At 56.9% G+C, this 22,506-nt stretch carries 18 protein-coding genes; 13 read left to right on the forward strand and 5 right to left on the reverse strand.

Going from position 1 to position 22,506, the window contains the following annotated elements:
* Positions 1–8 precede the first annotated feature (8 nt).
* The 4 genes from WH279_RS13380 to WH279_RS13395 all read left to right on the forward strand — a co-directional run bounded on the left by WH279_RS13380 (position 9) and on the right by WH279_RS13395 (position 4,695).
* Positions 9–1,337: a PTS sugar transporter subunit IIC gene (locus WH279_RS13380; protein WP_133843045.1), complete on the forward strand. Its 1,329-nt coding sequence runs from the start codon at positions 9–11 to the stop codon at positions 1,335–1,337.
* A 20-nt stretch (positions 1,338–1,357) separates the two neighbouring features.
* Positions 1,358–2,758, forward strand: a complete 1,401-nt coding sequence (locus WH279_RS13385) for a glycoside hydrolase family 1 protein (protein WP_339457181.1) — start codon at positions 1,358–1,360, stop codon at positions 2,756–2,758.
* The gene (locus tag WH279_RS13390) at positions 2,751–3,053 is read left to right on the forward strand and encodes a PTS lactose/cellobiose transporter subunit IIA (protein ID WP_133843474.1); all 303 of its coding nucleotides are present in this window, start codon (positions 2,751–2,753) and stop codon (positions 3,051–3,053) included. The genes WH279_RS13385 and WH279_RS13390 overlap by 8 nt, the downstream gene beginning before the upstream one ends.
* Before the next feature lie 214 nt (positions 3,054–3,267).
* A complete protein-coding gene (locus tag WH279_RS13395; RefSeq protein ID WP_200640271.1) occupies positions 3,268–4,695 on the forward strand; it encodes a carbohydrate porin in 1,428 nt (475 codons plus the stop codon).
* A gap of 636 nt (positions 4,696–5,331) precedes the next feature.
* Here the strand turns inward: WH279_RS13395 and WH279_RS13400 are convergent.
* A complete protein-coding gene (locus WH279_RS13400) occupies positions 5,332–6,459 on the reverse strand; it encodes an ABC transporter ATP-binding protein (protein ID WP_339457184.1) in 1,128 nt (375 codons plus the stop codon).
* 327 nt (positions 6,460–6,786) lie between these two features.
* Here WH279_RS13400 and WH279_RS13405 point away from each other — a divergent pair, with 327 nt between their 5' ends.
* Genes WH279_RS13405 through WH279_RS13430 form a run of 6 tightly spaced genes read left to right on the forward strand, consistent with a single transcriptional unit; the run spans position 6,787 to position 13,891 of the window.
* Positions 6,787–8,007 (forward strand): extracellular solute-binding protein, encoded by a 1,221-nt coding sequence (locus WH279_RS13405; protein WP_339457185.1) that lies wholly within the window; start codon positions 6,787–6,789, stop codon positions 8,005–8,007.
* Between the two features lie 43 nt (positions 8,008–8,050).
* Positions 8,051–9,355, forward strand: coding sequence for a carbohydrate ABC transporter permease (locus WH279_RS13410; protein ID WP_159337146.1), 1,305 nt, complete (start codon positions 8,051–8,053; stop codon positions 9,353–9,355).
* A gap of 10 nt (positions 9,356–9,365) precedes the next feature.
* Positions 9,366–10,217 carry a sugar ABC transporter permease gene (locus tag WH279_RS13415; RefSeq protein WP_159337019.1) on the forward strand — a complete coding sequence of 284 codons (852 nt, stop codon included), beginning with the start codon at positions 9,366–9,368 and terminating at the stop codon, positions 10,215–10,217.
* A 36-nt stretch (positions 10,218–10,253) separates the two neighbouring features.
* Positions 10,254–11,414 carry a glycoside hydrolase family 53 protein gene (locus WH279_RS13420; RefSeq protein WP_445235273.1) on the forward strand — a complete coding sequence of 387 codons (1,161 nt, stop codon included), beginning with the start codon at positions 10,254–10,256 and terminating at the stop codon, positions 11,412–11,414.
* 47 nt (positions 11,415–11,461) lie between these two features.
* Positions 11,462–13,519, forward strand: coding sequence for a beta-galactosidase (locus WH279_RS13425; protein WP_339457187.1), 2,058 nt, complete (start codon positions 11,462–11,464; stop codon positions 13,517–13,519).
* A 57-nt stretch (positions 13,520–13,576) separates the two neighbouring features.
* Entirely contained in the window at positions 13,577–13,891 is a 315-nt protein-coding gene (locus WH279_RS13430; protein WP_133843063.1) for a glucose PTS transporter subunit EIIB, read from the forward strand.
* Positions 13,892–13,971: 80 nt separating this feature from the next.
* Here WH279_RS13430 and WH279_RS13435 read toward each other — a convergent pair whose 3' ends face one another.
* Entirely contained in the window at positions 13,972–15,231 is a 1,260-nt protein-coding gene (locus WH279_RS13435) for a maltoporin (protein ID WP_339457188.1), read from the reverse strand.
* 265 nt (positions 15,232–15,496) lie between these two features.
* On the opposite strand from WH279_RS13435, the gene WH279_RS13440 reads away from it, so the two are divergent.
* Positions 15,497–16,567, forward strand: coding sequence for a LacI family DNA-binding transcriptional regulator (locus WH279_RS13440; RefSeq protein WP_159337015.1), 1,071 nt, complete (start codon positions 15,497–15,499; stop codon positions 16,565–16,567).
* A gap of 53 nt (positions 16,568–16,620) precedes the next feature.
* On the opposite strand, the gene WH279_RS13445 is transcribed toward WH279_RS13440, so the two are convergent.
* Positions 16,621–17,622, reverse strand: a complete 1,002-nt coding sequence (locus WH279_RS13445) for a substrate-binding domain-containing protein (RefSeq protein ID WP_133843069.1) — start codon at positions 17,620–17,622, stop codon at positions 16,621–16,623.
* Positions 17,623–17,631: 9 nt separating this feature from the next.
* Entirely contained in the window at positions 17,632–19,239 is a 1,608-nt protein-coding gene (locus WH279_RS13450; protein ID WP_339457190.1) for a methyl-accepting chemotaxis protein, read from the reverse strand.
* Positions 19,240–19,635: 396 nt separating this feature from the next.
* On the opposite strand from WH279_RS13450, the gene WH279_RS13455 reads away from it, so the two are divergent.
* The gene (locus WH279_RS13455; protein WP_339457192.1) at positions 19,636–19,953 is read left to right on the forward strand and encodes a HigA family addiction module antitoxin; all 318 of its coding nucleotides are present in this window, start codon (positions 19,636–19,638) and stop codon (positions 19,951–19,953) included.
* Between the two features lie 71 nt (positions 19,954–20,024).
* Here the strand turns inward: WH279_RS13455 and entS are convergent, their stop codons facing one another.
* Positions 20,025–21,299 carry an enterobactin transporter EntS gene (gene entS, locus WH279_RS13460; protein WP_227536066.1) on the reverse strand — a complete coding sequence of 425 codons (1,275 nt, stop codon included), beginning with the start codon at positions 21,297–21,299 and terminating at the stop codon, positions 20,025–20,027.
* A 171-nt stretch (positions 21,300–21,470) separates the two neighbouring features.
* Here entS and fepD point away from each other — a divergent pair, with 171 nt between their 5' ends.
* Positions 21,471–22,496: a Fe(3+)-siderophore ABC transporter permease gene (fepD, locus tag WH279_RS13465; protein WP_200640266.1), complete on the forward strand. Its 1,026-nt coding sequence runs from the start codon at positions 21,471–21,473 to the stop codon at positions 22,494–22,496.
* The last annotated feature ends 10 nt before the right edge of the window (positions 22,497–22,506 follow it).

The raw sequence follows: 22,506 nt of genomic DNA on the forward strand, positions 1-22,506 counted from the left end.
GTGTTCATATGAGTTCGCTATATCAGTCAATGATTGCCGTTATCGAGCAATCCATCACCCCGCTGGCGGGGCGTCTGGGTCAGCAAAAATACGTTATCGCCATCCGCGATGGCTTTACCGCCGCGCTGCCGTTTATGATCATCGGTTCGTTTATGCTGGTGTTTATCTTCCCGCCGTTCTCAGCGGATACCACTAACAGCTTTGCGCGTGGCTGGCTGGATTTTTCACTGACTTACCGCGAACAGCTGATGCTGCCGTTTAATCTGAGCATGGGGGTGATGACCTTCTTCATCTCTGTCGGAATTGGTGCCAGCCTTGGGCGGCAGTTTAATCTTGACCCGGTGATGTCCGGTCTGCTGGCGTTTATGGCGTTTTTGCTGGTGGCGGCACCGTATGCCGATGGTCATATCTCCACGCAGTATCTCTCCGGGCAGGGCATTTTCACCGCGTTGATCACCGCGATCTACTCGACGCGCGTCTATGCCTGGCTGAAGCAGAACAACATTACCATCCGCCTGCCAAAAGAAGTGCCCACCGGGGTGGCGCGCTCCTTTGAAATCCTGATCCCGGTGGTGGTGGTGATGGGTACGCTGCATCCACTGAATCTGTTTATTGAAGCGCAAACCGGCATGATTATGCCGCAGGCGATTATGCACCTGCTGGAGCCGCTGGTGTCGGCATCGGATTCACTGCCTGCGATCCTGCTGTCGGTGCTGCTGTGCCAGATTTTCTGGTTCGCCGGTATTCACGGTGCCCTGATTGTGACCGGCATTATGAACCCGTTCTGGATGGCGAACCTGTCGGCCAACCAGGCTGCGCTGGCCGCCGGAGCCGCGTTACCGCATATCTATTTACAGGGCTTCTGGGATCACTACCTGCTGATCGGCGGGGTGGGTTCAACACTGCCTCTGGCTTTCCTGCTGTTGCGCAGCCGCGTGACTCATCTGCGTACCATCGGCAAAATGGGCGTGGTGCCCAGCTTCTTCAATATCAATGAACCCATCCTGTTTGGTGCACCGATCATCATGAACCCGATGCTGTTCATCCCGTTTATCTGCGTGCCGATGATCAACGCCTGCCTGGCGTATGGCGCGACCAAACTGGGCTGGCTGGCACAGGTGGTGTCGCTCACCCCCTGGACCACACCCGCGCCGATAGGGGCGTCCTGGGCCGCTAACTGGGCATTCAGTCCGGTAGTCATGTGCCTGATTTGTATGGTGATGTCGGCCCTGATGTACCTGCCATTCCTGCGTGCCTATGAGCGCTCGTTAATGAAAACCGAAGAGCAGAAAGCCCAGGCCAGCGCACCGTTAAGCGGCACCGTCAGCAGCAACTGAACATCATGGAGAACACAACGATGAAATATCAATTTCCCGAAGACTTCTGGTGGGGCAGCGCCAGCTCTGCGCTGCAAACCGAAGGGGAAAGCCAGCCCGCCCGTGGTGAAACCACCTGGGATGCCTGGTACCGCCAACAGCCAACGCGTTTTCACCAGCAGGTGGGGCCGCAGGATACCTCGACCTTTTACCAGCACTGGCGTGAGGATATTGCCCTGCTGAAGCAGCTCAACCACAACAGTTTCCGTACGTCATTAAGCTGGTCCCGCCTGATACCGGACGGCACGGGAGAGGTTAATCCACAAGCGGTGGCGTTCTATAACAACGTGATTGATGAACTGCTGGCGCAGGGGATCCAGCCATTTATCACCCTGTTCCATTTTGATATGCCGATGGCGATGCAGCGGCAGGGCGGCTGGGAAAGCCGTGAAGTGGTGGCGGCTTTCAGTCGCTATGCGAACCTTTGTTTTGAGTTGTTCGGTGATCGCGTGTTGCACTGGTTCACCTTCAACGAGCCGATTGTCCCGGTGGAAGGGGGGTATCTTTACGACTTCCATTACCCGAACGTGGTGGACTTTAAGCGGGCAGCCACCGCTGCATACCACACGGTGCTGGCCCATGCGCAGGCGGTGCGGGCGTTTCGTGCCGGGCACTACCCGGGGGAAATAGGCATTGTGCTGAATCTGACGCCGTCCTATCCACGCTCGCAGAACCCGGCGGATGTGAAAGCGGCCCACCATGCCGACCTGCTGTTTAACCGCAGCTTCCTTGACCCGGTGTTGCGCGGCGAGTATCCGGCCGATCTGATGGTCCTGCTGCAAAGCTACGATCAGCTCCCGGTTTGCCAGCCCGAAGACCGGGCATTGATCGCGGAGGGCAAGATCGACCTGTTGGGGATTAACTATTACCAGCCGCGCCGCGTAAAGTGCCGGGACAGCGCCGTGAATCTGCAATCACCATTTATGCCCGAGTGGTTATTTGATAATTACGAGATGCCCGGTCGTAAAATGAATCCGTATCGCGGTTGGGAAATCTACGAACCGGGTATTTACGATATTCTGACTAATTTACGCGTGAATTATGGTAACCCGCGCTGTTTTATTTCCGAGAACGGTATGGGCGTGGAAAATGAACAACGATTTGTTGATGACGGCCAGATTAATGACGACTACCGCATTGAATTTGTTTCTGAGCATCTGAAGTGGCTGCATAAAGGTATCAGTGAAGGGAGTCATTGCCTCGGTTATCACATGTGGACTTTTATTGATAACTGGTCATGGTGCAACGGCTATAAAAATCGCTATGGCTTCGTACAGCTTGATTTAGCGACGCAGCAGCGCACGGTGAAAAAAAGCGGAGAGTGGTTTGCCCGCACCGCCGCCCGTCATGGATTTAATGAAGAAGGGGATAATGATGATTGATTTAGAAGAGGCGGTGATGGAGATCATCGTCAACGCCGGACAGTCGCGCAGCCTGTGCTTTGAAGCCCTGCATGCCGCACGTGGCGGTGATATTACCCGGGCGAAAGCCCTGTTGCAGGAAGCAGATGGCTTTTCGCGGCAGGCCCATCAGATGCAAACCAAACTGATCGAGCAGGATGCCGGTGAAGCCCGGCAGCCGATGACCTTGATTATGGTGCATGCGCAGGATCATCTGATGACCTCCTTACTGGCCCGTGAATTATCCGAAGAAATTATCCATCTCTATCAACGATAGAAACAAATATTCAGTGAGGAAATTAATTACCAGACTATATTAATCCGTCTTTACCTCTGTGTATTATAAAATAAACTGCTGGTTATGGTAGTGGGGTTGGTATTATTTAAACCATAACAAGACAGTTATTATCCAAAATAACATCGCTCACGCACACGTCTTTGCGCGGCATTGTGACGCGCAAAGACGGCGGCTGGGTAATATTGAGATAATCATGAAAATATTTAAAAAATTGCCCGTGACGCTGGCGGTCATGGCAGCCCTTTGTTCTGGATCCGTCGTTGCACAAGAATTTACACAGGCACAAATTGACGCCATCGTGGCGCGAGCCGTGGATAAAGCGTTAGCCGAACGTCAGGTCAAAATAGACACTGCCGTCGATAAAGCCCTGGCAGAACGTCAGGCCAAAGCCGACAGTGCCATGGCTAAAAAAGCGGATGTGATCACTGAGCCACAAACTACGGCACAGTCGCCTGACAAGGCAATTCCGTTTGGCGTGCAGTTCACGGGCTACGCTCGCTACGGTGCACAGTTCCAGGGGGGGGACCAGAAGTTTGTCGGCGTCGACGGTTCCTATAATGGTTCTTCTGCGATAGGCCGTCTGGGCAATGAAGGCAACGGCGGTGAGTTCCAGCTTTCCAAAGCCTTTAGAGGCGATAACGGCGCGATCTGGGACGTTAACGTGATGATCGATCACTGGGGCGATGAGGTTAACCTCAAAAAAGCCTACGCGGGCGTCACGAATCTGTTTGAGTCGAACCCCAATGCGTATCTGTGGGCCGGACGTGATTTCCACCAGCGTCCACAGCAGGGGATTAACGACTACTTCTGGATGAACCATGATGGGCAGGGTGCGGGGGTGAAAAACTTCGAACTCGGCGGCGTGAAGTTTGATGTGGCGACAGTAGCCGCTGTAGAGTCCTGTAATCCTGAAGTGATGGACGACGGTGGCAACCCGTCACGCATCAGCTGTACCGGCGGTTCGGGCACCGGCGATAAAGGCAACTATGCGGTCACCTCCAAAATCCACGGCATGAAGGTCGGCCCGCTGGATCTGGAGTTGTACGCCAACTACGGCTTTGATTCCAAGGCGGTGGAAAGTGAAGAGCGTCTGAAAGCCTGGCAGGGCGGTGTGGTCCTGAGCCACACGGGCGAAAACGGCGTGAACAAAGTGATCACCCGTTACTCCAACAACGCTGATAACAGCGTGTTTAATAAAACCGACGAGCTGACGGCGATCTATGCCAGCTTTGAGGGGAACTACAAGTTCACGCAGCAGGCGCAGGTGGAGTATCTGCTGGCCTTCCACGACTACGCGAATAAAGCGGATAACACGGATGACCGCCGCAACTACGGGGCAATCGTGCGCCCGATGTACTGGTGGAACGATGTGCACTCCACCTGGCTGGAAGCGGGTTATCAGCGTGTTGATTACGATCAGGGCGGCGATAACCACGGCTGGAAGCTGACGCTGTCGCAGAACGTCTCCATTGATATGGGGCCGGAGTTCCGTCCGATGCTGCGCTTCTACGTCACGGGGGGCGAAGTGGATAACAAGCGTACCGCACGTATCAACGGCAACGATGATAATACGCAGCTCGACTCCTTTAACGTCGGTGCGATGTGGGAAGCCTGGTTCTGATTGTCAGCGGATGAAACGGGAACAGAGGGTCGGCCAGTGACGCGGGTCTGCACGATGGTCCAGGTTCAGGTTCAGGTCCAGGTCAACGTCAAGGGCGTTTCGCTTTCCCGCTGCGCGGGCTGAGCGACCCAGGGCGGCCAGTCGCCGCCGCCCTGGGAACCCGGGCTTTGCGGCAGGCGCGTCGCCCGCTTTCAGCGGGTGCCATCGCAAGCGTCGTTCACCGACGGAGCGGTCGTGACGGCACATCCCTGTGCCGGCTCTCCCTCTCACCGCCGTCCTGGCGGTTCATCCTGGTTCACTGTGCTTCCTCAGCGCTGCTGAATGCCGCCTCAACGTCAAAAGCCAGGTCAAAACTCACACCCAAACCCGCCAAAAACCCAAAATCCTGATTCAAATAAACCGCAGAGATCGTCAAGTGGTGGGGTTTTTAAAACCGACAGCAAGCACAGTTTTTGCGGGGATGGGGCCAGTTTGAGGTAAGCCGGACGTCACGCGACAGGACGTCGCGTGCCGAGGCCCGCAGGGATGCGGTCGTTGCCGTTCCGGCGTGCTCAGACTGGCCCCGGACCTGAAGCCAGACTGCCAGCAACAAAAAAAGGAGTGGGGATCCCTCAGGGGGCAGACCCTTTTTTCCGGTCATCCCGTCATGGCCGTCGGGTCCTGCGGTAAGGGGATATCGGCGCTGATGCGCAGCCCGTCGCCATCAAACACCATGCACTGGTGCGGATAGAACGCGGGGCGCAGCATCTGATAAGGGCGGAAATGCACATCACCCGGCAGCAGCATCTTAAAGCCGTCGTAGCCGTAAATCTGCCCGAACAGATAGGTATTGTTACCCAGCCGCTCGACCACCTCACAGTGAAAATCCAGCTGTAATGGCGCATCGCTGTTGATGCGCAGATGCTCCGGACGGATACCCAGCGTCAGTTCCTCACCCGGCTGCAACGGGCGGCCAGGTGCAGGCAACGTCAGCGTGTTCGCCCCCTCATTCACAGTAACGATCAGCCCCTGATCGCTGCAGTGCTGCACGCGTGCAGGCAGGAAATTCATCTTGGGTGAACCAATAAAACCGGCGACAAAGCGGTTCACCGGGTTGTAATACAGCTCCATGGGGGACCCCACCTGCTCCAGCTTGCCGTAGTTCATCACCACGATTTTATCCGCCAGCGTCATCGCCTCAATCTGGTCGTGGGTCACATACACCATGGTGGTTTTCAGCTCCTGGTGCAGTTTGGCGATATGCAGACGCATATCGACGCGCAGCTCGGCGTCCAGGTTTGACAGCGGCTCATCAAACATAAAGACCTGCGGATTACGCACGATGGCCCGTCCAATCGCCACGCGCTGACGCTGGCCGCCGGAAAGCTCTTTTGGTTTGCGTTCAAGCAGATGGGAAAGTTGCAGAGTTTTCGACACCATCTCTACCTGATGGCGGATCTTCTCTTTCGCCACCCCGTTCACTTTCAGTCCGTAACCCATATTTTCAGCCACCGTCATATGCGGATAAAGCGCATAGGACTGAAACACCATTGCCACGCCGCGATGGGCAGGCGCCACATCGTTCATCAGCGCATCACCAATCAGGATCTCGCCGTCGCTGACTTCTTCCAGCCCGGCAATCAACCGCAGAAGGGTGGACTTACCACAGCCAGAGGGACCGACGAAGACGGTGAACTCACCGTCTTCAATATCCAGATGAATATTATTGAGCGTTTCTGTTTTACCAAAACGCTTGGACACGTTTCTCAGTCTGATGCTGGACATGCGGAACCTCATCGAAAGGGGGATTTAAATAATAAATGTATTACGTATTACAATTTATCTTGTGGCACGCTAACCCTTGTGGCGTCTGGCGTGACTATAAACCCCTGATGCAGAGCACCCTAGAGTCGATTTTGATTTCTGTAATATCGATCACATATTAGCGAGAACAGGGTGGAGGAGTGACGCTGTTCCGCGTAGCGTATGACATCGACGCGCTGTGATACTTTCTCTTCTGCAAGTTACGTTATATGGGGCTTGCGATGTGTAGGTCAGAAATTCAGCGGATTGAAAAACAGTTAAATGTTATACCTTCACATGAGGTCAGCAATGAAAGTCAAAACCGGCATCACTCTGCTTCTGTCTGCTCTGGCTCTGGGGCAGGCTGCACACGCAGCGCAGCAACTTACCGTCTGGGAAGATATTAAAAAATCCGAAGGTATCAAAACGGCGATTGCTGATTTCCAGAAGCAATACAATGTTGAAGTCAAAGTGCAGGAAATGCCGTTTGCCCAGCAGATAGAGAAGCTGCGTCTTGATGGCCCGGCGGGAATTGGCCCGGACGTGCTGGTGATCCCTAATGACCAGTTGGGCAGCGCAGTGGTGCAGGGACTGCTGTCACCGCTGGCCCTCGATGCAACACAGCAGGCGGCCTATACCCCATCAGCGATGGCCGCGTTTATTCAGAATAAAGTGGTGTATGGCGTGCCAAAAGCCGTTGAAACCCTGGTGCTGATTTATAACAAAGACCTGCTGCCGCAGCCGTTGAAAACGCTGGATGAGTACCGCGCCTTCTCGCAGAAGCAGCGCGCAGTGAAGCAGTATGGCCTGCTGGCAAAATTTGACCAGATTTATTACAGCTGGGGGGCTATCGCCCCGATGGGCGGTTATATCTTTGGCCAGGACGGCAAGGGCGGGCTCAACACCCTGGACATCGGGCTGAACACACCGGGCAGCGTAGACGCGGTCAGCTATCTCAAGAGTTTCTTCACCCAGGGGCTGCTGCCCAGCGGCATCCTCGGTGACAACGGTCTGAACGCCATCGACTCTCTGTTTACTGAGAAAAAAGCGGCAGCGGTGATCAACGGTCCCTGGGCATTCCAGCCTTACCAGGCGGCAGGCATCAACTATGGCGTGGCGCCGTTGCCTGAGCTGCCTAACGGCAAACCCATGAGCTCATTCCTCGGCGTAAAAGGCTATGTGGTGTCCACCTGGAGCAAAGATAAAACGCTGGCGCAGCAGTTTATCCAGTTTATTAACCAGCCGCAGTATGTGAAAGAGCGCTTCCAGAAAACGCAGGAAATTCCGCCAGTCGTCGCCCTGATGAACGATCCGCTGATTAAAAACGATGAGAAGGCCAATGCGGTGGCAGTGCAGGCGGCACGGGCCGTAGCGATGCCGGGCGTACCCGAGATGCAGGAAGTGTGGGGCCCGGCCAATGCGGCACTGGAACTGAGCGTGACGGGCAAGCAGGAGCCTAAGGTCGCACTGGATAATGCGGTGAAGCAGATTGTCATGCAGATTGAAGCGATGCAGGCCAGCAACCAGTAAGCCCCTGCCGCCGGCGGTTTGAATAAATAAGGAAAAGGCTGTGATGATTTCCCCCAGTGAAAAACTGACGCTGCACAAGCGCCCACGCCAGCATGCTCTGGCAGGCGTGCTGCTGGCGCTGTTACCCGGTTTTGGCCAGTTTTACCACCGCCAGTGGGCAAAAGGGCTCTGCTATCTGATCCTGTTGACCAGCTTTTACGGTGTGTTTCATAACTTCCTCCAGCACGGGCTGTGGGGACTGGCAACGCTGGGGGAAGAAGTCCCCCGCGATAACTCCATCTTTTTGCTGGCAGAGGGCATTATCAGCGTCCTGATTATCGCCTTTGGCCTGACGATATGGGGACTGTCGCTGCGCGATGCCTGGCTGAACGGCTGCCGTCGTGACGAAGGCAAACCGCTGCACGGGGTGCGTAAGCAGTACCAGCTGCTGCTGCGGGAGGGCTTCCCGTACCTGATGATCACGCCGGGGTTTTTCCTGCTGGTGTTTGTGGTGGTGTTCCCGATCCTGTTTGGGTTCGCCATCGCCTTTACCAACTATAACCTCTACCACACGCCGCCCGCGAAGCTGGTGGATTGGGTGGGGCTGAAAAACTTCGTCAATATCTTCACCCTGTCGATCTGGCGCTCGACCTTTTTCGACGTGCTGCAATGGACCGTGGTCTGGACTCTGCTGGCCACCACGCTGCAATGTTCGGTGGGGGTGATGCTGGCGATTCTGGTGAATCAGAAAGACCTGCGTTTTAAACCGCTGATCCGCACTATTTTTATCCTGCCGTGGGCGGTGCCAGGCTTCGTCACTATCCTGGTGTTTGCTGGCATGTTTAACGACAGTTTTGGCGTGATTAACAATGCGATCCTCGACTTCTTCGGCATTGCGCCGAAAGCATGGATGACCGATCCGTTCTGGACCAAAACCGCGCTGATTATGATGCAGACCTGGCTGGGCTTCCCGTTTGTGTTCGCCATGACCACCGGCGTATTGCAGGCGATCCCTGACGATCTGTATGAAGCCGCGATGATGGACGGTGCCGGACCCTGGACGCGTCTGAAAACCATCACTCTGCCGCTGGTGATGTACGCCATTGCGCCCATCATCATCACGCAGTACACCTTCAACTTTAACAACTTCAACATTATCTACCTGTTTAACAACGGTGGTCCGGCGGTGGCGGGGTCAAACGCAGGCGGCACCGACATTCTGGTGTCGTGGATCTACAAGCTGACCATGTCGTCATCGCAGTATGCGATTGCCGCAACCATTACGATTTTGCTGTCGATCTTTGTGGTCGGTCTGGCGCTGTGGCAGTTCCGCGCCACCAAATCGTTTAAACAAGATGAGATGGCGTAAGGGAACCGTTATGGCGAAGTCAGTCAGTATTAAACGTGAAAAATGGCTGCGCCTGTCGCTCACCTGGCTGGTGGTTCTGGTGGTCTCGACCATCATTATCTACCCGCTGGTGTGGACGGTCGGGGCGTCGCTGAACGCGGGCAACAGCCTGCTGAGTAGTTCGATTATTCCGGAGAACGCATCGTTACAGCACTACCGCGACCTGTTTAACGGCACGGTGCCGTACCTGACGTGGTACTGGAACTCGATGAAAATCAGTTTCTTTACCATGGTGCTGACCTTAATCAGCGTGAGCTGCACCGCGTATGCGTTCTCGCGCTTTCGCTTTAAGGGGCGGCAGAACGGTCTGATGCTGTTTCTGCTGTTGCAGATGATCCCGCAGTTCTCGGCACTGATTGCCATCTTTGTGCTGTCGCAGTTGCTGGGCTTAATCAACAGCCACCTGGCGCTGGTGCTGATCTACGTCGGCGGCATGATCCCGATGAACACCTACCTGATGAAGGGATATCTGGACGCCATTCCAAAGGACCTGGATGAATCGGCGCGCATGGACGGGGCAGGGAATTTCCGCGTCTTTATTGAGATCATCATGCCACTTTCGAAGCCCATTCTGGCGGTGGTGGCGCTGTTCTCCTTCACCGGCCCGCTGGGGGACTTCATTCTTTCCAGCACCATTCTGCGCAGCCCGGATCAGTTCACACTGCCGATCGGGTTGTACAACCTGGTCTCGCAGAAAATGGGGGCCAGCTATACCACTTACGCCGCCGGGGCGGTGCTGATTGCCGTACCGGTCGCCGTGCTCTATCTGGCGCTGCAAAAATACTTCGTTTCCGGCCTGACCTCAGGAAGTACAAAGGGATAAACCATGACACCTAAAACGCTGTTACTCGCCCTGGCAATGGCCTGGGCGACGCCTCTCTTCGCCGCAAATCCGGACGTTATTCGTCCCATCGGCCCGGTGCCGGCCGATTTTGTCAAAGGGGCTGATATCTCCACGCTGCCGGAACTGGAAAAGCAGGGGGTGAAATTTTACAACGCCCATCACCAGCTACAGGACCCGATTGCCATCCTGAAAGCCAACGGCATCAATACTATTCGCCTGCGCCTGTGGGTGGACCCCTATGACAGCAACGGCAAAGCCTACGGCGGTGGCACCAACGACCTGCCCACTACCCTGGCGCTGGCGAAACGTGCCAAAGCCGCCGGGATGCAGATCCTGCTGGACCTCCACTACAGTGATTTCTGGACCGACCCGGGTAAGCAGTTCAAGCCGAAAGCCTGGGAAAAACTGACTTTCCCGCAGCTGGAAACGCGCGTGCATGACTACACCCGCGACACCCTTGCCCGCTTCAAAGCCGAGGGCGTGCTGCCGGATATCGTCCAGATTGGCAACGAGCTGAACGGCGGCATGCTGTGGCCGGAAGGGAAAAGCTGGGGGCAGAACGGTGGGGAGTTTGACCGTCTGGCGGGCCTGCTGAAAGCGGGCATCTCGGGCGTGCGGGAAAACCTCAGCGATCCGGGCCAGGTCAAAATCATGCTGCACCTGGCTGAAGGCACCAAAAATGACATGTTCCGCTGGTGGTTCGATGAGATTACCCGCCGTCAGGTGCCGTTCGATGTGATTGGTCTGTCGATGTACACCTACTGGAACGGCCCGATAAGCGCCCTGAAAGCCAATATGGACGATATCAGCCAGCGCTATCAGAAAGACGTGATGGTGGTGGAAGCGGCCTATGCATACACGCTGAAAAACTGCGACAGCGCCGAAAACAGTTTCCAGGCGAAGGAAGACAACGACGGCGGCTACCCGGCCACCGTTGAGGGGCAGGCGGCCTATCTGCACGACCTGATGCAGGCGGTGCTGGCGGTGCCGAATCACCGCGGTAAGGGCGTGGTCTACTGGGAACCGACGTGGATTGCCGTGCCGGGTAACACCTGGGCGACGCCGGAAGGCATGAAGTATATCCACGACGAGTGGAAGCAGGGCAACGCCCGTGAAAACCAGGCGCTGTTTGACTGCCAGGGAAAAGTGCTGCCGTCAATTCAGGTATTTCATTAATTTACAGGCCTGAGGGCCGGTGTCACTGACACCTCAGAGGAACCGCAATGACTAGATTTCCACCGCTCTTTGCCGGGGTCAACACGCTGCTGCACGGCGCGGATTACAACCCGGAACAGTGGCAACATACCCCGGGCATCATTGATGATGACGTTGCGATGATGCAGCAGGCGAACTGCAATGTGATGTCGGTTGGCATCTTCAGCTGGGCGAAACTGGAGCCGGAAGAGGGGTGCTATGACTTCGGCTGGCTGGATGACGTGATTGAAAAACTGCATCAGCGGTCGATTCGGGTGTTTCTGGCCACGCCCAGCGGCGCGCGCCCGGCGTGGATGTCGCAAAAGTATCCGGAAGTGTTGCGCACCGGGCGCGATCGCGTGCCTGCGCTGCACGGCGGGCGGCATAATCACTGCATGACCTCGCCGCTGTACCGGCAAAAAGTTCGGGCGATCAACAGCCAGCTGGCGGCGCGCTATGCGCACCATCCGGCGGTGATCGGCTGGCATATTTCCAACGAATACGGCGGCGAGTGCCACTGCGGGCAGTGCCAGCAGGCCTTTCGTGGCTGGTTGCAGCGCCGCTACGGCACCCTGGAGCAGCTTAACCACGCCTGGTGGAGTGATTTCTGGAGCCATACCTACAGCGACTGGTCGCAGGTGGTTTCCCCTGCACCGCAGGGTGAAATGTCGATTCACGGGCTGAATCTCGACTGGCGGCGCTTTATGACCGATCAGGTCACCGACTTCTGTACCGAAGAGATCAAACCGCTGAAAGCGGCCAACCCGGACCTGCCTGCCACCACCAACTTTATGGAGTATTTCTACGACTACGATTACTGGAAGCTGTCGCAGCCGCTCGATTTTATCTCCTGGGACAGCTACCCCACCTGGCATAACGAGCAGGATGAAACCACGCTGGCCTGTTATACCGCCATGTATCACGACCTGATGCGCACCCTGAAACAGGGGCAACCGTTTGTGCTGATGGAGTCGACGCCGGGGGCGACCAACTGGCAGCCCACCAGCAAGCTGAAAAAACCGGGGATGCACATTCTCTCCTCATTGCAGGCCGTGGCCCATGGGGCGGATGCGGTGCAGTATTTCCAGTGGCGAAAAAGCCGCGGCTCGGTGGAGAAATTCCACGGCGCGGTGATTGACCACGTCGGGCATCTGGATACCCGTATTGGCCGCGAGGTCAGCGAACTGGGGCGGATGCTGGCAGCCATGACCCCGGTGCAGGGGAGCCGCGTTGACGCGAAAGTGGCGATTGTTTTCGACTGGGAAAGCCGCTGGGCGATGGACAATGCCCAGGGGCCGCGCAATACCGGCCTGCACTATGAGCGCACGGTGGCCGAACACTACCGCACGTTCTGGGAGCAGGGCGTGGCGGTAGACGTGATCAATGCCGATGTTGACCTCAGCGGGTATGCGCTGGTGATCGCCCCGATGCTGTATATGGTGCGCGACGGCTTTGCCGCCCGCGTGGAGCAACATCTGCGCCAGGGCGGGCAGTTTGTCGCCAGCTACTGGACGGGCGTGGTCAATGAAAGCGACCTCTGCCATCTGGGCGGTTTCCCGGGGCCGCTGCGGCCGCTGCTGGGGATCTGGGCGGAAGAGATCGACAGCCTGACGGACGACGAAACCAACGGCGTATGTGCTGTCGAAGGCAACATGCTGGGCCTGCGCGGCAGCTATCAGGCCCGTGAGCTGTGCGAACATATTCATCTGGAAGGGGCAACCGCGCTGGCCGTTTACCAAAGCGATTTTTATGCCGGCCAACCCGCGGTCACCGTTAACGCCGTGGGCGCCGGGCAGGCCTGGTATATCGCCTCACGTAATGACCAGGCTTTCCATCGGGATTTCTACGGTGCACTGATTGCCAGGCTGGCGCTGCCACGTGCGCTGGCGGTAGACCTGCCCCCGGGGGTGACCGCGCATCGCCGCACCGACGGCGAGTCCAGCTTTATCTTCCTGCAAAACTTCACGGCGCAGACGCAGACGGTCACGCTGCCTGCGGGGATCAGCGATCTGATTGACGGTGTGCCGCTCTCCGGCGAGCAGACCGTGCCGCCGTGGGGCTGCCGCGTGCTGCGCGCGCCGCTGTAAACAGCTGTTCACCAGCGGGCGCAAGCCCGCTTTTTTTATGTCTGAAAGGAGAGGTATATGGTCAGTCTGAAATCGTTTAAGCATTACTTCAGCCGGCAGGAAACCCCGGAGGAAGCCGACGCGGCGGAGTGTGCGCTGCTGGATCAGTTAATGGGCTGCTTTGGCGGGCGCGAGAATATCGTGCAGGTGGATGCCTGCCTCACGCGGTTACGCGTCACGGTGAAATCGGTGGCGGCGGTGAATGCCAGTGGGTTACAGCAGGCAGGGGCAACGGGAGTGGTGATTCTGGGCCATGAAGTGCATGCTATTTTTGGCACGCGCTCTGACCGTCTGCGTCAGCTGATGGAAGCACACTATTTCCGTCAGCCATAAAAAAATGGATAACCGGTGACGGTTATCCAAATTAACGATCCAGTGCTTATCCAATGATGATGAAGGCGTTGATCAGGGCATTACCACCAGGCTTCAACCTGCACACCAAAGTTCCAGGTGTTGCTGGCCGTGCCGTCCTGGAAGCTGTTCCCCTGCTCGGAATCATTCAGGTAAGAGGTGAAGATACGCAGTTCCGGGCGTGACATAAATTCGGGACCCGCGGCCAGGCCCAGCGCGAGGGTATATTTCTGCCCGGCCTGTTTGTAGTCGCTGCCGTCTTTATTATGGTCTTTCTGCATAAACGTCCCGGCTTCACCGATACCGCGCACATAGTCGGTAAACTGGTACTGGGCGCGCCCGACCAGGGAGAGCAGGGTACTTTTATCGGTGAACGCGGTGACGTTATCGGCGGAACCCCAGGTCACGACCTGATTCAGCGACAGGCGGTCAGTGATCGGCAGCAGGCCGGTGTTGATCACGCGATAGCCTTTGGCATCACGGGTATCGTTCCACATGTCATACCAGCCGCCGCCCTGCGAGATCATATTCTGCGCCAGCCCTTTGTTGGCGTATTGCAGCACCAGTTTCTGATAGCCGCCCCACATATCCTGGCTGATTTCCCCGGTGACCATCACGCCGTTATCTGCGTCATACAGTTCGCCGTACTCTTTCTGTTTGTTGGTCGGGTTCGGCATGGCGTAGTCCACACCGAACTCTGTCCATGCGCCATTCCACGGCTTCCAGCCAGCGTAACGGACATCGAGGTAGTTGATATTCACGTCGTTATCGCCGTCGGCACGGTAGTCAACATCGTTGGCATCACCGCGTATCCAGGCGACGGAGACGGCGCCAGGGCCAAAGGTGTAGTTTTCAATACCGGCACCGGAGCCGGAGATATTCCAGTATTTAGTATCAATGATATGCAGGTCATGGCGCTGGTAGTAACGTTTACCGCCCCAGATGACGGCGTTTTTATCCCCGGGGATCAGGCCTTTGATTTGCAGGTTGAGCTGACGCAGCCCGAACTGGGCGTCGTCGCCGAAGGTGGTTTCATTATCGTTGGAGCCGTCGGAAAACATGCTGACCATTGAGTCGACATAGAAACTGACGTCATCCTTTTTGTACACTTCGCTGCCCAGTTCGATTTCACCGTAGGTATCGGCTTCGTTACCCAGACGACCAATCTTATTTTTCTGCCACTCTTCCATGCCTCCGTCACGCGAAACGCCCACACCGCCGCGCAGATAGCCGTGGAAATCAATGTTGTCGATGGCTGCGAATGCAGGAGAAGTCAGTGCTGCGGCAAGTGCCACAGCGGTCGCTGTCAGTCTTGTGTTCATGTCACCCTCTGTTTATATTTGTCATACGTTCACACGATGGCGACAGTAAACGCCTCACGATGAACGTGAAGCAATTGGAGTAACGAAATTGTGTGATTTAGTGCAAGTATTTGCCCGTTATTTGTAACGATTGGTGAAGTTGATCACCGAATTATGTATGTGAACGTCTGACTTTACTGTGGGTTTTTGACAGTGTGACCGACTTAACCTGAACGTCATTTGCACTGTGATACAATCCGGCCATCTGTAAACAGGGAAGCGAACCATGAAATCAAAGAGTGCCACCTTGGAAGATGTCGCCCGTCGCGCTGGGGTGTCTTATCAAACGGTTTCCCGGGTGCTGAATAAGTCTGCGAACGTTTCGGAAGGTACGCGCAGCAAGGTGACAAAGGCGATAGAGGAACTGCGCTATGTGCCTAACCGGCTGGCGCAACAGCTGGTGGGAAAACAGAGCACCACGCTGGGTCTGGTGACCACGTCTCTGGCCCTCCATGCCCCTTCTCAGGTGGCGGCGGCGATTAAGCGCTACGCCAACGCGGCGGAGTATCAGGTGCTGATCGCCATGATCGATGAGAACGTCAATCAAAGTTTGCAGGAGTCGATCAACGAGCTGAAATCGCAGCTGGTCGACAAAGTGATTATTAACGTCCCGCTGGATACCGCCTGTGCCGAGCGAATCGTCGAAGAGAACCAGGACATTATTTGCCTGTTCCTGGACGTCGACCCTTATTGTTCGGTGTTTAACGTTTCGTTTAACCCGGCGGATGGCACCCGGGCCAGCGTCAAATACCTCTATGAGCAGGGGCACCGTGAGTTTGCGCTGCTGGCGGGGCCAGCGCACTCCGTTTCGGCGCGGCTGCGGCTCAGGAGCTGGCTGGAGACACTGGAGAGCTACCGGCTGGCCCCGGTGAGCGTCATTCACGGCAACTGGGATGCGCAGAGCGGCTACAGCGGCATCTTACAGCTGCTGCGTGAAAATCCGCACTTCAGTGCGCTGCTGGTGGGGAACGATCAGATGGCTTTGGGCGTGCTGAGTGCCTTGCATCAGCAGGGCGTAACCGTGCCGGGGCAGGTGTCCGTAGTGGGGTATGATGACACGTATGAGAGCGCGTTTTTCCATCCGTCGCTGACCACGGTGTCGCTGGACCTGGACTTACAGGGAAAAGAGGCGGTGCAGCGTATTTTGCAGGCCAGCGATGATGACCACAGCCGCTCATCCTCCATTCTGCCCGCACGTCTGGTGGTGCGCAGCTCAACGTCAGCGGCCGGTCAGCAGCAGCAGGATTTAAAACAGATTGCCGAACAGCTGCGCCTGATTGCCAGCCGTCTGGGATGACGGCTGAACGGTGATAGCTTCCGGTTGACCGACGTCCGCCGGAAGCTGTCGCCTTATTTCGCCCCAAAGCAGGCGTTCAGCCCGGCCTGGGTATCCTTGCTTGCCAGGCCGGGCATCGGTTTGTCCGCGATAAGTGTGACGCCGGTATCCACATACCCGGACACTTTTTTACCGTGCCGGGCGTAAGCCACCGCCGCATCAACGCCCATCGCTGCCATGGTTAAGGGATATTGCTGCGCTGTGGCAGCAATCTTACCTGAACGCACGTTGTTCACTCCGGCACAGCCCCCATCGACCGAGACGATCATCGCCTGTTTACCGGCTTCCTGTAATGCCTTGTACGCGCCGGCAGCGGCCGGTTCGTTGATGGTATACACCAGGTTGATATCAGGATGGCTTTTCAGGCAGCTGGCCATCACCTCATAGCCTTCCTTCTCGGCGCCTTGAGAAAAACCGGCACAGACGGTTTCAGCGGTGACCGACAGCTCACTGGAGTCGGCACCTGCTGCCGCTAATCCCAGCCCACTCATAAAACCATTATGACGTCTTGCCCCGACCAAATGTCCGGGCGATAAATCCAGCATGGCAATCTTCAGTGGCTGTCCGGCAAATTTTAACGGCATGGCGGCTTTGGCATATTCGCCAATCAGCTGCCCGGCTTTATAGTTGTCAGTACCAAACAGCGCATCCACCGCCGTCATCGGATCGGTCGGGGAGTCCAGTGCGATGACCTGTACCCCTTTGGCACGCACTTCATCCAGTGCGGGCACAATGGCTTTGGCATCGCTCGGGGTGATCAGCAGAGTGGTTGCTCCTGCCGCCACCATCTCCTGGATGGCCTGAATTTGCGCCGGATAATCGCCATCTTCTTTGCCTGCCGCCGTCAGGAGTTTTACCCCATGGACGGTGGCGCCCAGCATGGCACCTTCTTTCATTTTCAGGAAAAAGGGGTTGGTATCTGTTTTGGTAATCAGGCCAATCGTGATGCTGTCGTTGCTGGCATACGCCGCTGAACTGACCATCACGGCGAGAGCAAAAGCACAGGTTATTTTCATCTCAGACCCTTAGCGCATCGCTGCTGTTGTATCGTTGAGACGACCGGCACGTGAAATATCAAACGCAGAGATCCCTTCCAGCAATAAATAAGCCTGCTGCTTAAGGCTGGCGGCAGCGGCGGCACTCTCTTCCACCAGGGCGGCATTTTGCTGCGTGGCTTCGTCCATATGGACCACGGCTTTATTCACCTGATCGATACCCGTGTGCTGTTCGCTGGAGGCGAGGGTGATTTCGGCCATCAGGCTGTTAACCCCCTTAACCGCATTGACCACTTCCTGCATGGTACTGCCCGCCTCATCGACAAGCTTAGAACCGGTATTGATCCGCTCGACAGACTCATCGATCAGGTTTTTGATTTCCCTCGCGGCGGTGGCACTGCGCTGGGCGAGGATGCGTACCTCACCGGCCACAACGGCAAATCCACGGCCCTGCTCACCGGCGCGGGCGGCTTCCACGGCCGCGTTAAGCGCCAGGATGTTGGTCTGGAAAGCAATCCCTTCAATGACGGTAATAATCTGGGTGACCTTGCCGGAACTGCTGGCAATGTCGTGCATGGTGCTGACCACGCGTTCGACCACATTGCCGCCACGCTGTGCCACCTGAGAGGCACTGGTCGCCATCAGATTTCCCTGGTGGGCATTGTCGGCGTTGTGCTTCACAGTGGCGGTTAACTGCTCCATGCTGGCAGAGGTCTGCTCCAGTGAAGAGGCCTGCGCTTCGGTGCGGCGGCTTAAGTCTTCGTTGCCCAGGCTAATTTCACCTGATGCGGAAACAATGCTCTCCGCTGAGTTCGCCACCTGGCTGATCAAGTTATGCAATTTCTCCTGCATCTCACCCAGGGCAGCCAGCACGCTACCGGCCGGGGCCGTGACAGCGCCGTTAACCTGGCTCAGGTCGCCCTGTGCAATGCGCTGAACAACCTGACCTAAAATGGCCGGTTCTTCGCCTAAGGCACGGAACAGGGAGCGGATGATCATGGCACCGAGAATCACTGCCAGACTCAGCGCCAGCAGGCTGATCGCGATGAAAATAATCCGCGTTTGCTGATAGGCGCTCTCTGCGGTACTCAGACTCTCCGCCGCGCGCTCGGTGCTGTATTTAAGGTACTGATTCGCCGTGGTCAATAAGGTGGTCAGCTGAGGACGTAATTCACGGTTCATACGGTCAATGGCTTCCGCCTTTTTCTCCGCCAGGGCTAACTCAACAATGTGGTGAGCAACGGGGCGATACCCCTCTTCCGCCTGTGCGATGGCCGAAACAAACTGTCGATCCTGGTCGGTTACGTCAGTGTGCTGTTTGATGGCCGCCTGAAGCTGAGTCAGCGCTGCGGCGGTTTTCTCTTCTGCTGCTGCCACCTGTTTTTTACCGGCTTCAATGTCGGCGGCCTCACTGACCAGCACCAGACCGTACAGACTCAGTGAACTGTCCTTCACACCGCTGAGAATAAGATTGACGGAGGATTCACGTGCCGCCACCTGCTGCACATGGGTTTTGAATCGGTCATTCGCATTGCTGAGGGCGTTCATCGCGAGAAGAACGACGGCAAGCACAATCACCACTAACACGCCGAACCCGAGGAGGAGCTGAGTTCGTACGGTGGTATTTTTGAATTGCATAAATGGACACCCCTAAAATGGCAACTGAAGGTCAGCCAGCGGCCGTGAAAACCGGCATGGCGCAGAATATATATTGTAATTGAATCGATTCAGCCGCCCGATCTGACGCCATCTCGAAAAAGGGAGGGTGAAATGTCATTCCTGGTGCGGCTAGATGTTTGGAAACGCTGATCGGATTAACGGCGTTCAGGGGGGAAACTTGACGGTTCGACGCAGGCAAGACGCGGCTTTTTTGAAAAGTGTGATGAGAATCGCCTTATTGGTCAGTCGGCGATGGCCGGGTTTACTCGCGATACAATTCAGAGGGTCGTGCCGGGAAAGCTGTTTCCTTCCGGGAAACAACTGTTATACTGTTTCCCGGAAGGAAACAAGGAGTAATCTGGAGGACTACCACTAATGGCTATGATGACCCCCCCGCATCCGGGCTGCCTGATTACCGAATATCTTGAGGACTATAACGTCAGCCTGCGGACGCTGGCCGGAAACCTCGGGGTATCCCCCTCGGCGTTGAGCAAAGCGGCGGCAGGAAAAACCGCTATTACCCCTGAAATGGCGGTACGACTGGAAGCCGGGCTGGGCATTGCGGCCCGTCTCTGGCTGGCGATGCAGGCAACGTATGATATCAGCCGGGTTCGTGAAACGATTGATATCACGCAGGTCGTGCCCGCCTGCTATGACGAAACCGATGCTCAGCCAGTGAAGATCCGTGGATGATGACCTGAACCTGGCCTCATTACGCTCTTCACCGGCATCAGCACTCCTCATGCTAGTCGCATGATGCCCGGTTACGCATTGGTCACCGGGTCCTGCTCATCAGTCGGGCCTGCCTCCTCCGGCGGTGACATTGTCGCCCGGCGTAAGGTGCCGACCAGACTTGCCAGCACCAGCGCTACGCCTGCGGCCACCGCGCCAAATGACAGTACGCTCACCACAGGCGTAAACAGCTTACCTAACACGCCTAATCCCAGAGCACCGACAGAATCCCCGGTCACATCCTGCGCGGTGCCCAGGCTGTTCACGCGGCCGAGCAAAGCATCAGGCGTATGGTGTTGAATCAGCATATATTGCAGCAGCGAAGCGATCGCGTTGCAGTAGCCATACACCACCAGTGCCAGCAGGGCCGGGATAAAGTGGCTGTACAGTCCCAGCGAAGCAATCGCCAGAAACGCGCAGGTGGCGCTGATCAGGACCAGCACACCAGGACGGGCATAACCTGGCACCCAGCCGCTGGTAAAGGCGCCAATCATGGCCCCCAGCGGCACGGCGGAATACATCAGACCAATCGCCGAGGCGTCAGCGTGATAGCTGATAGCCAGCGCCGGGAACAGAATACGCACCGCGCCGACAATGCTCACCAGCATGCCCAGCAGCACCACGGAACCCACCACCTTCTGCTGGCAGACAAACTGAACGCCGCTGGCCAGGGCGCGTAGCGGATGCTCCGGCTCCTGCGCTTCCGGCTTCATCGACGGCAGACGCACCAGCGGGATTAACGTTGCCAGCGTACCGACAGCCGCCACGGCAAAGGCCCAGCCCACGCCACCCGCCACGATAATCACCCCGCCAATGGCCGGGGAGAGGATGGCCCCGAGACGCACGGTCACCATACTCAGCGCACCGGCTGCGCCGAGGTTCTCACGCCCGACCAGCAGCGGGATCACCGCCATTAATGCCGTCATCCCCAACGCCCCGAAGAAACCGTCCCAGGCGGCCAGCAGATACAGTGCCCACAAAGAGGGTTCCGGCAGAAATGCATTCAGACTGAGGGCCGCGAAGCCGATGCCGCAGGTACCACGGGCAAACAGAATCAGCTTACGACGATCGAGGCGGTCTGCCAGGATACCGCCCAGCATCAATCCGATAAACATCCCGATGCCATCCAGCATCACGGCCACACCCACCTGAAGCGTGGAGCCTGTCATGGCCTGGATCTGAATCGGTACGCCGACTGCCAGCATACCGAGTGAGAACACGGACAGCATGCGGGCACAAAAGATGGCGCGGAAATGGGCGTTATTTTTCAGCAGGCTGAAATCAAGCAGAATGGAGGGCTTTGCCATGAGTATCCATGTAGTTAATAGGGCTCAATGCCTGGCGGCCGGAATGCTGTCCGGTGCGGCGCGTAAGGATGCCGATGTTTTTCTGGCGGGGCGCATGGTAACATATTTGGTTAGTAACGTTAATGATAATAATACTCATATTCATTTGCATATGAAGAGGATCTCTCAGGGATGTCATTGCAGCAAGCTTCCCCCCAATCTGCTCCGTTGTCGCAAGGCCTTTCGCGCAGCGCGGGTGTCATCATCTGTCTGATATTACTGACGGCTGTCAGCCTGGCGAGCCTGATGCTGGGGGCCAAACCCATCGCGCCTGCCCTGGTGTGGCAGAGTTTGTCCGGCCAGATCACTAACGCCGATAGCATCATTATTCTCAATGCCCGTCTGCCGCGTACGCTGGCCGGGATCCTCGTGGGTCTGGCGCTGGGCGGCGCTGGGGCGGTGATCCAGGCACTGACGCGTAATCCGCTGGCAGACCCCGGCATTCTCGGCGTCAATGCCGGGGCCAGCTTCGCGATGGCAATTGGCATTACCCTGTTTGGCGTCAGCGGCATGGCAGGCTGGCTTGGCTTTGCCTGGGGTGGCGCGCTGATTGCCAGCATTGCGGTCTGGGCGATTGGTACACTCAGCGGCGGCCGGGTCAATCCGGTGCGGCTGACGCTGGCCGGGGTGGCACTGAGTGCAGTGTTGGGCGGGCTGACTTCGTCGCTGTCGCTGCTCAATCCGCAGACCTTTGACCAGCTGCGCTTCTGGCAGGCGGGAACGCTGGATATCCGTTCCTCAGCGAACCTGATGCTGGTGGCCCCGGCGATAGTCGTCGGCGCGGCGCTGGCACTCGCGGCATCGCGTTCACTGAACAGTCTCAGTATGGGTGAAGACATTGCCGCCGCCCTCGGTACCCGGGTGCTGCTGGTGCGCCTGCTGGCGCTGCTGTCGGTGATGCTGCTGTGTGGATCGGCCACGGCGCTGGTGGGGCCCATTGGTTTTGTTGGCCTGATGGTGCCCCATGTTGCGCGCTGGTGGGTGGGGGCCGACCAGCGCTGGATCCTGATTTATTCGTTTCTGATGGCCCCGGTGCTGTTGCTGACCGCCGATATTGCCGGGCGCTTTATGGCACAGGGTGAGCTGCGGGTGTCGATTGTCACCGCATTAATCGGTGCGCCAGTCTTAATCTGGTTAGTCCGTAGCCGCAAACATTAAGGATGACAGG

The organism is Erwinia sp. MYb375 (assembly GCF_037479175.1).
GTDB lineage: Bacteria > Pseudomonadota > Gammaproteobacteria > Enterobacterales > Enterobacteriaceae > Erwinia > Erwinia rhapontici.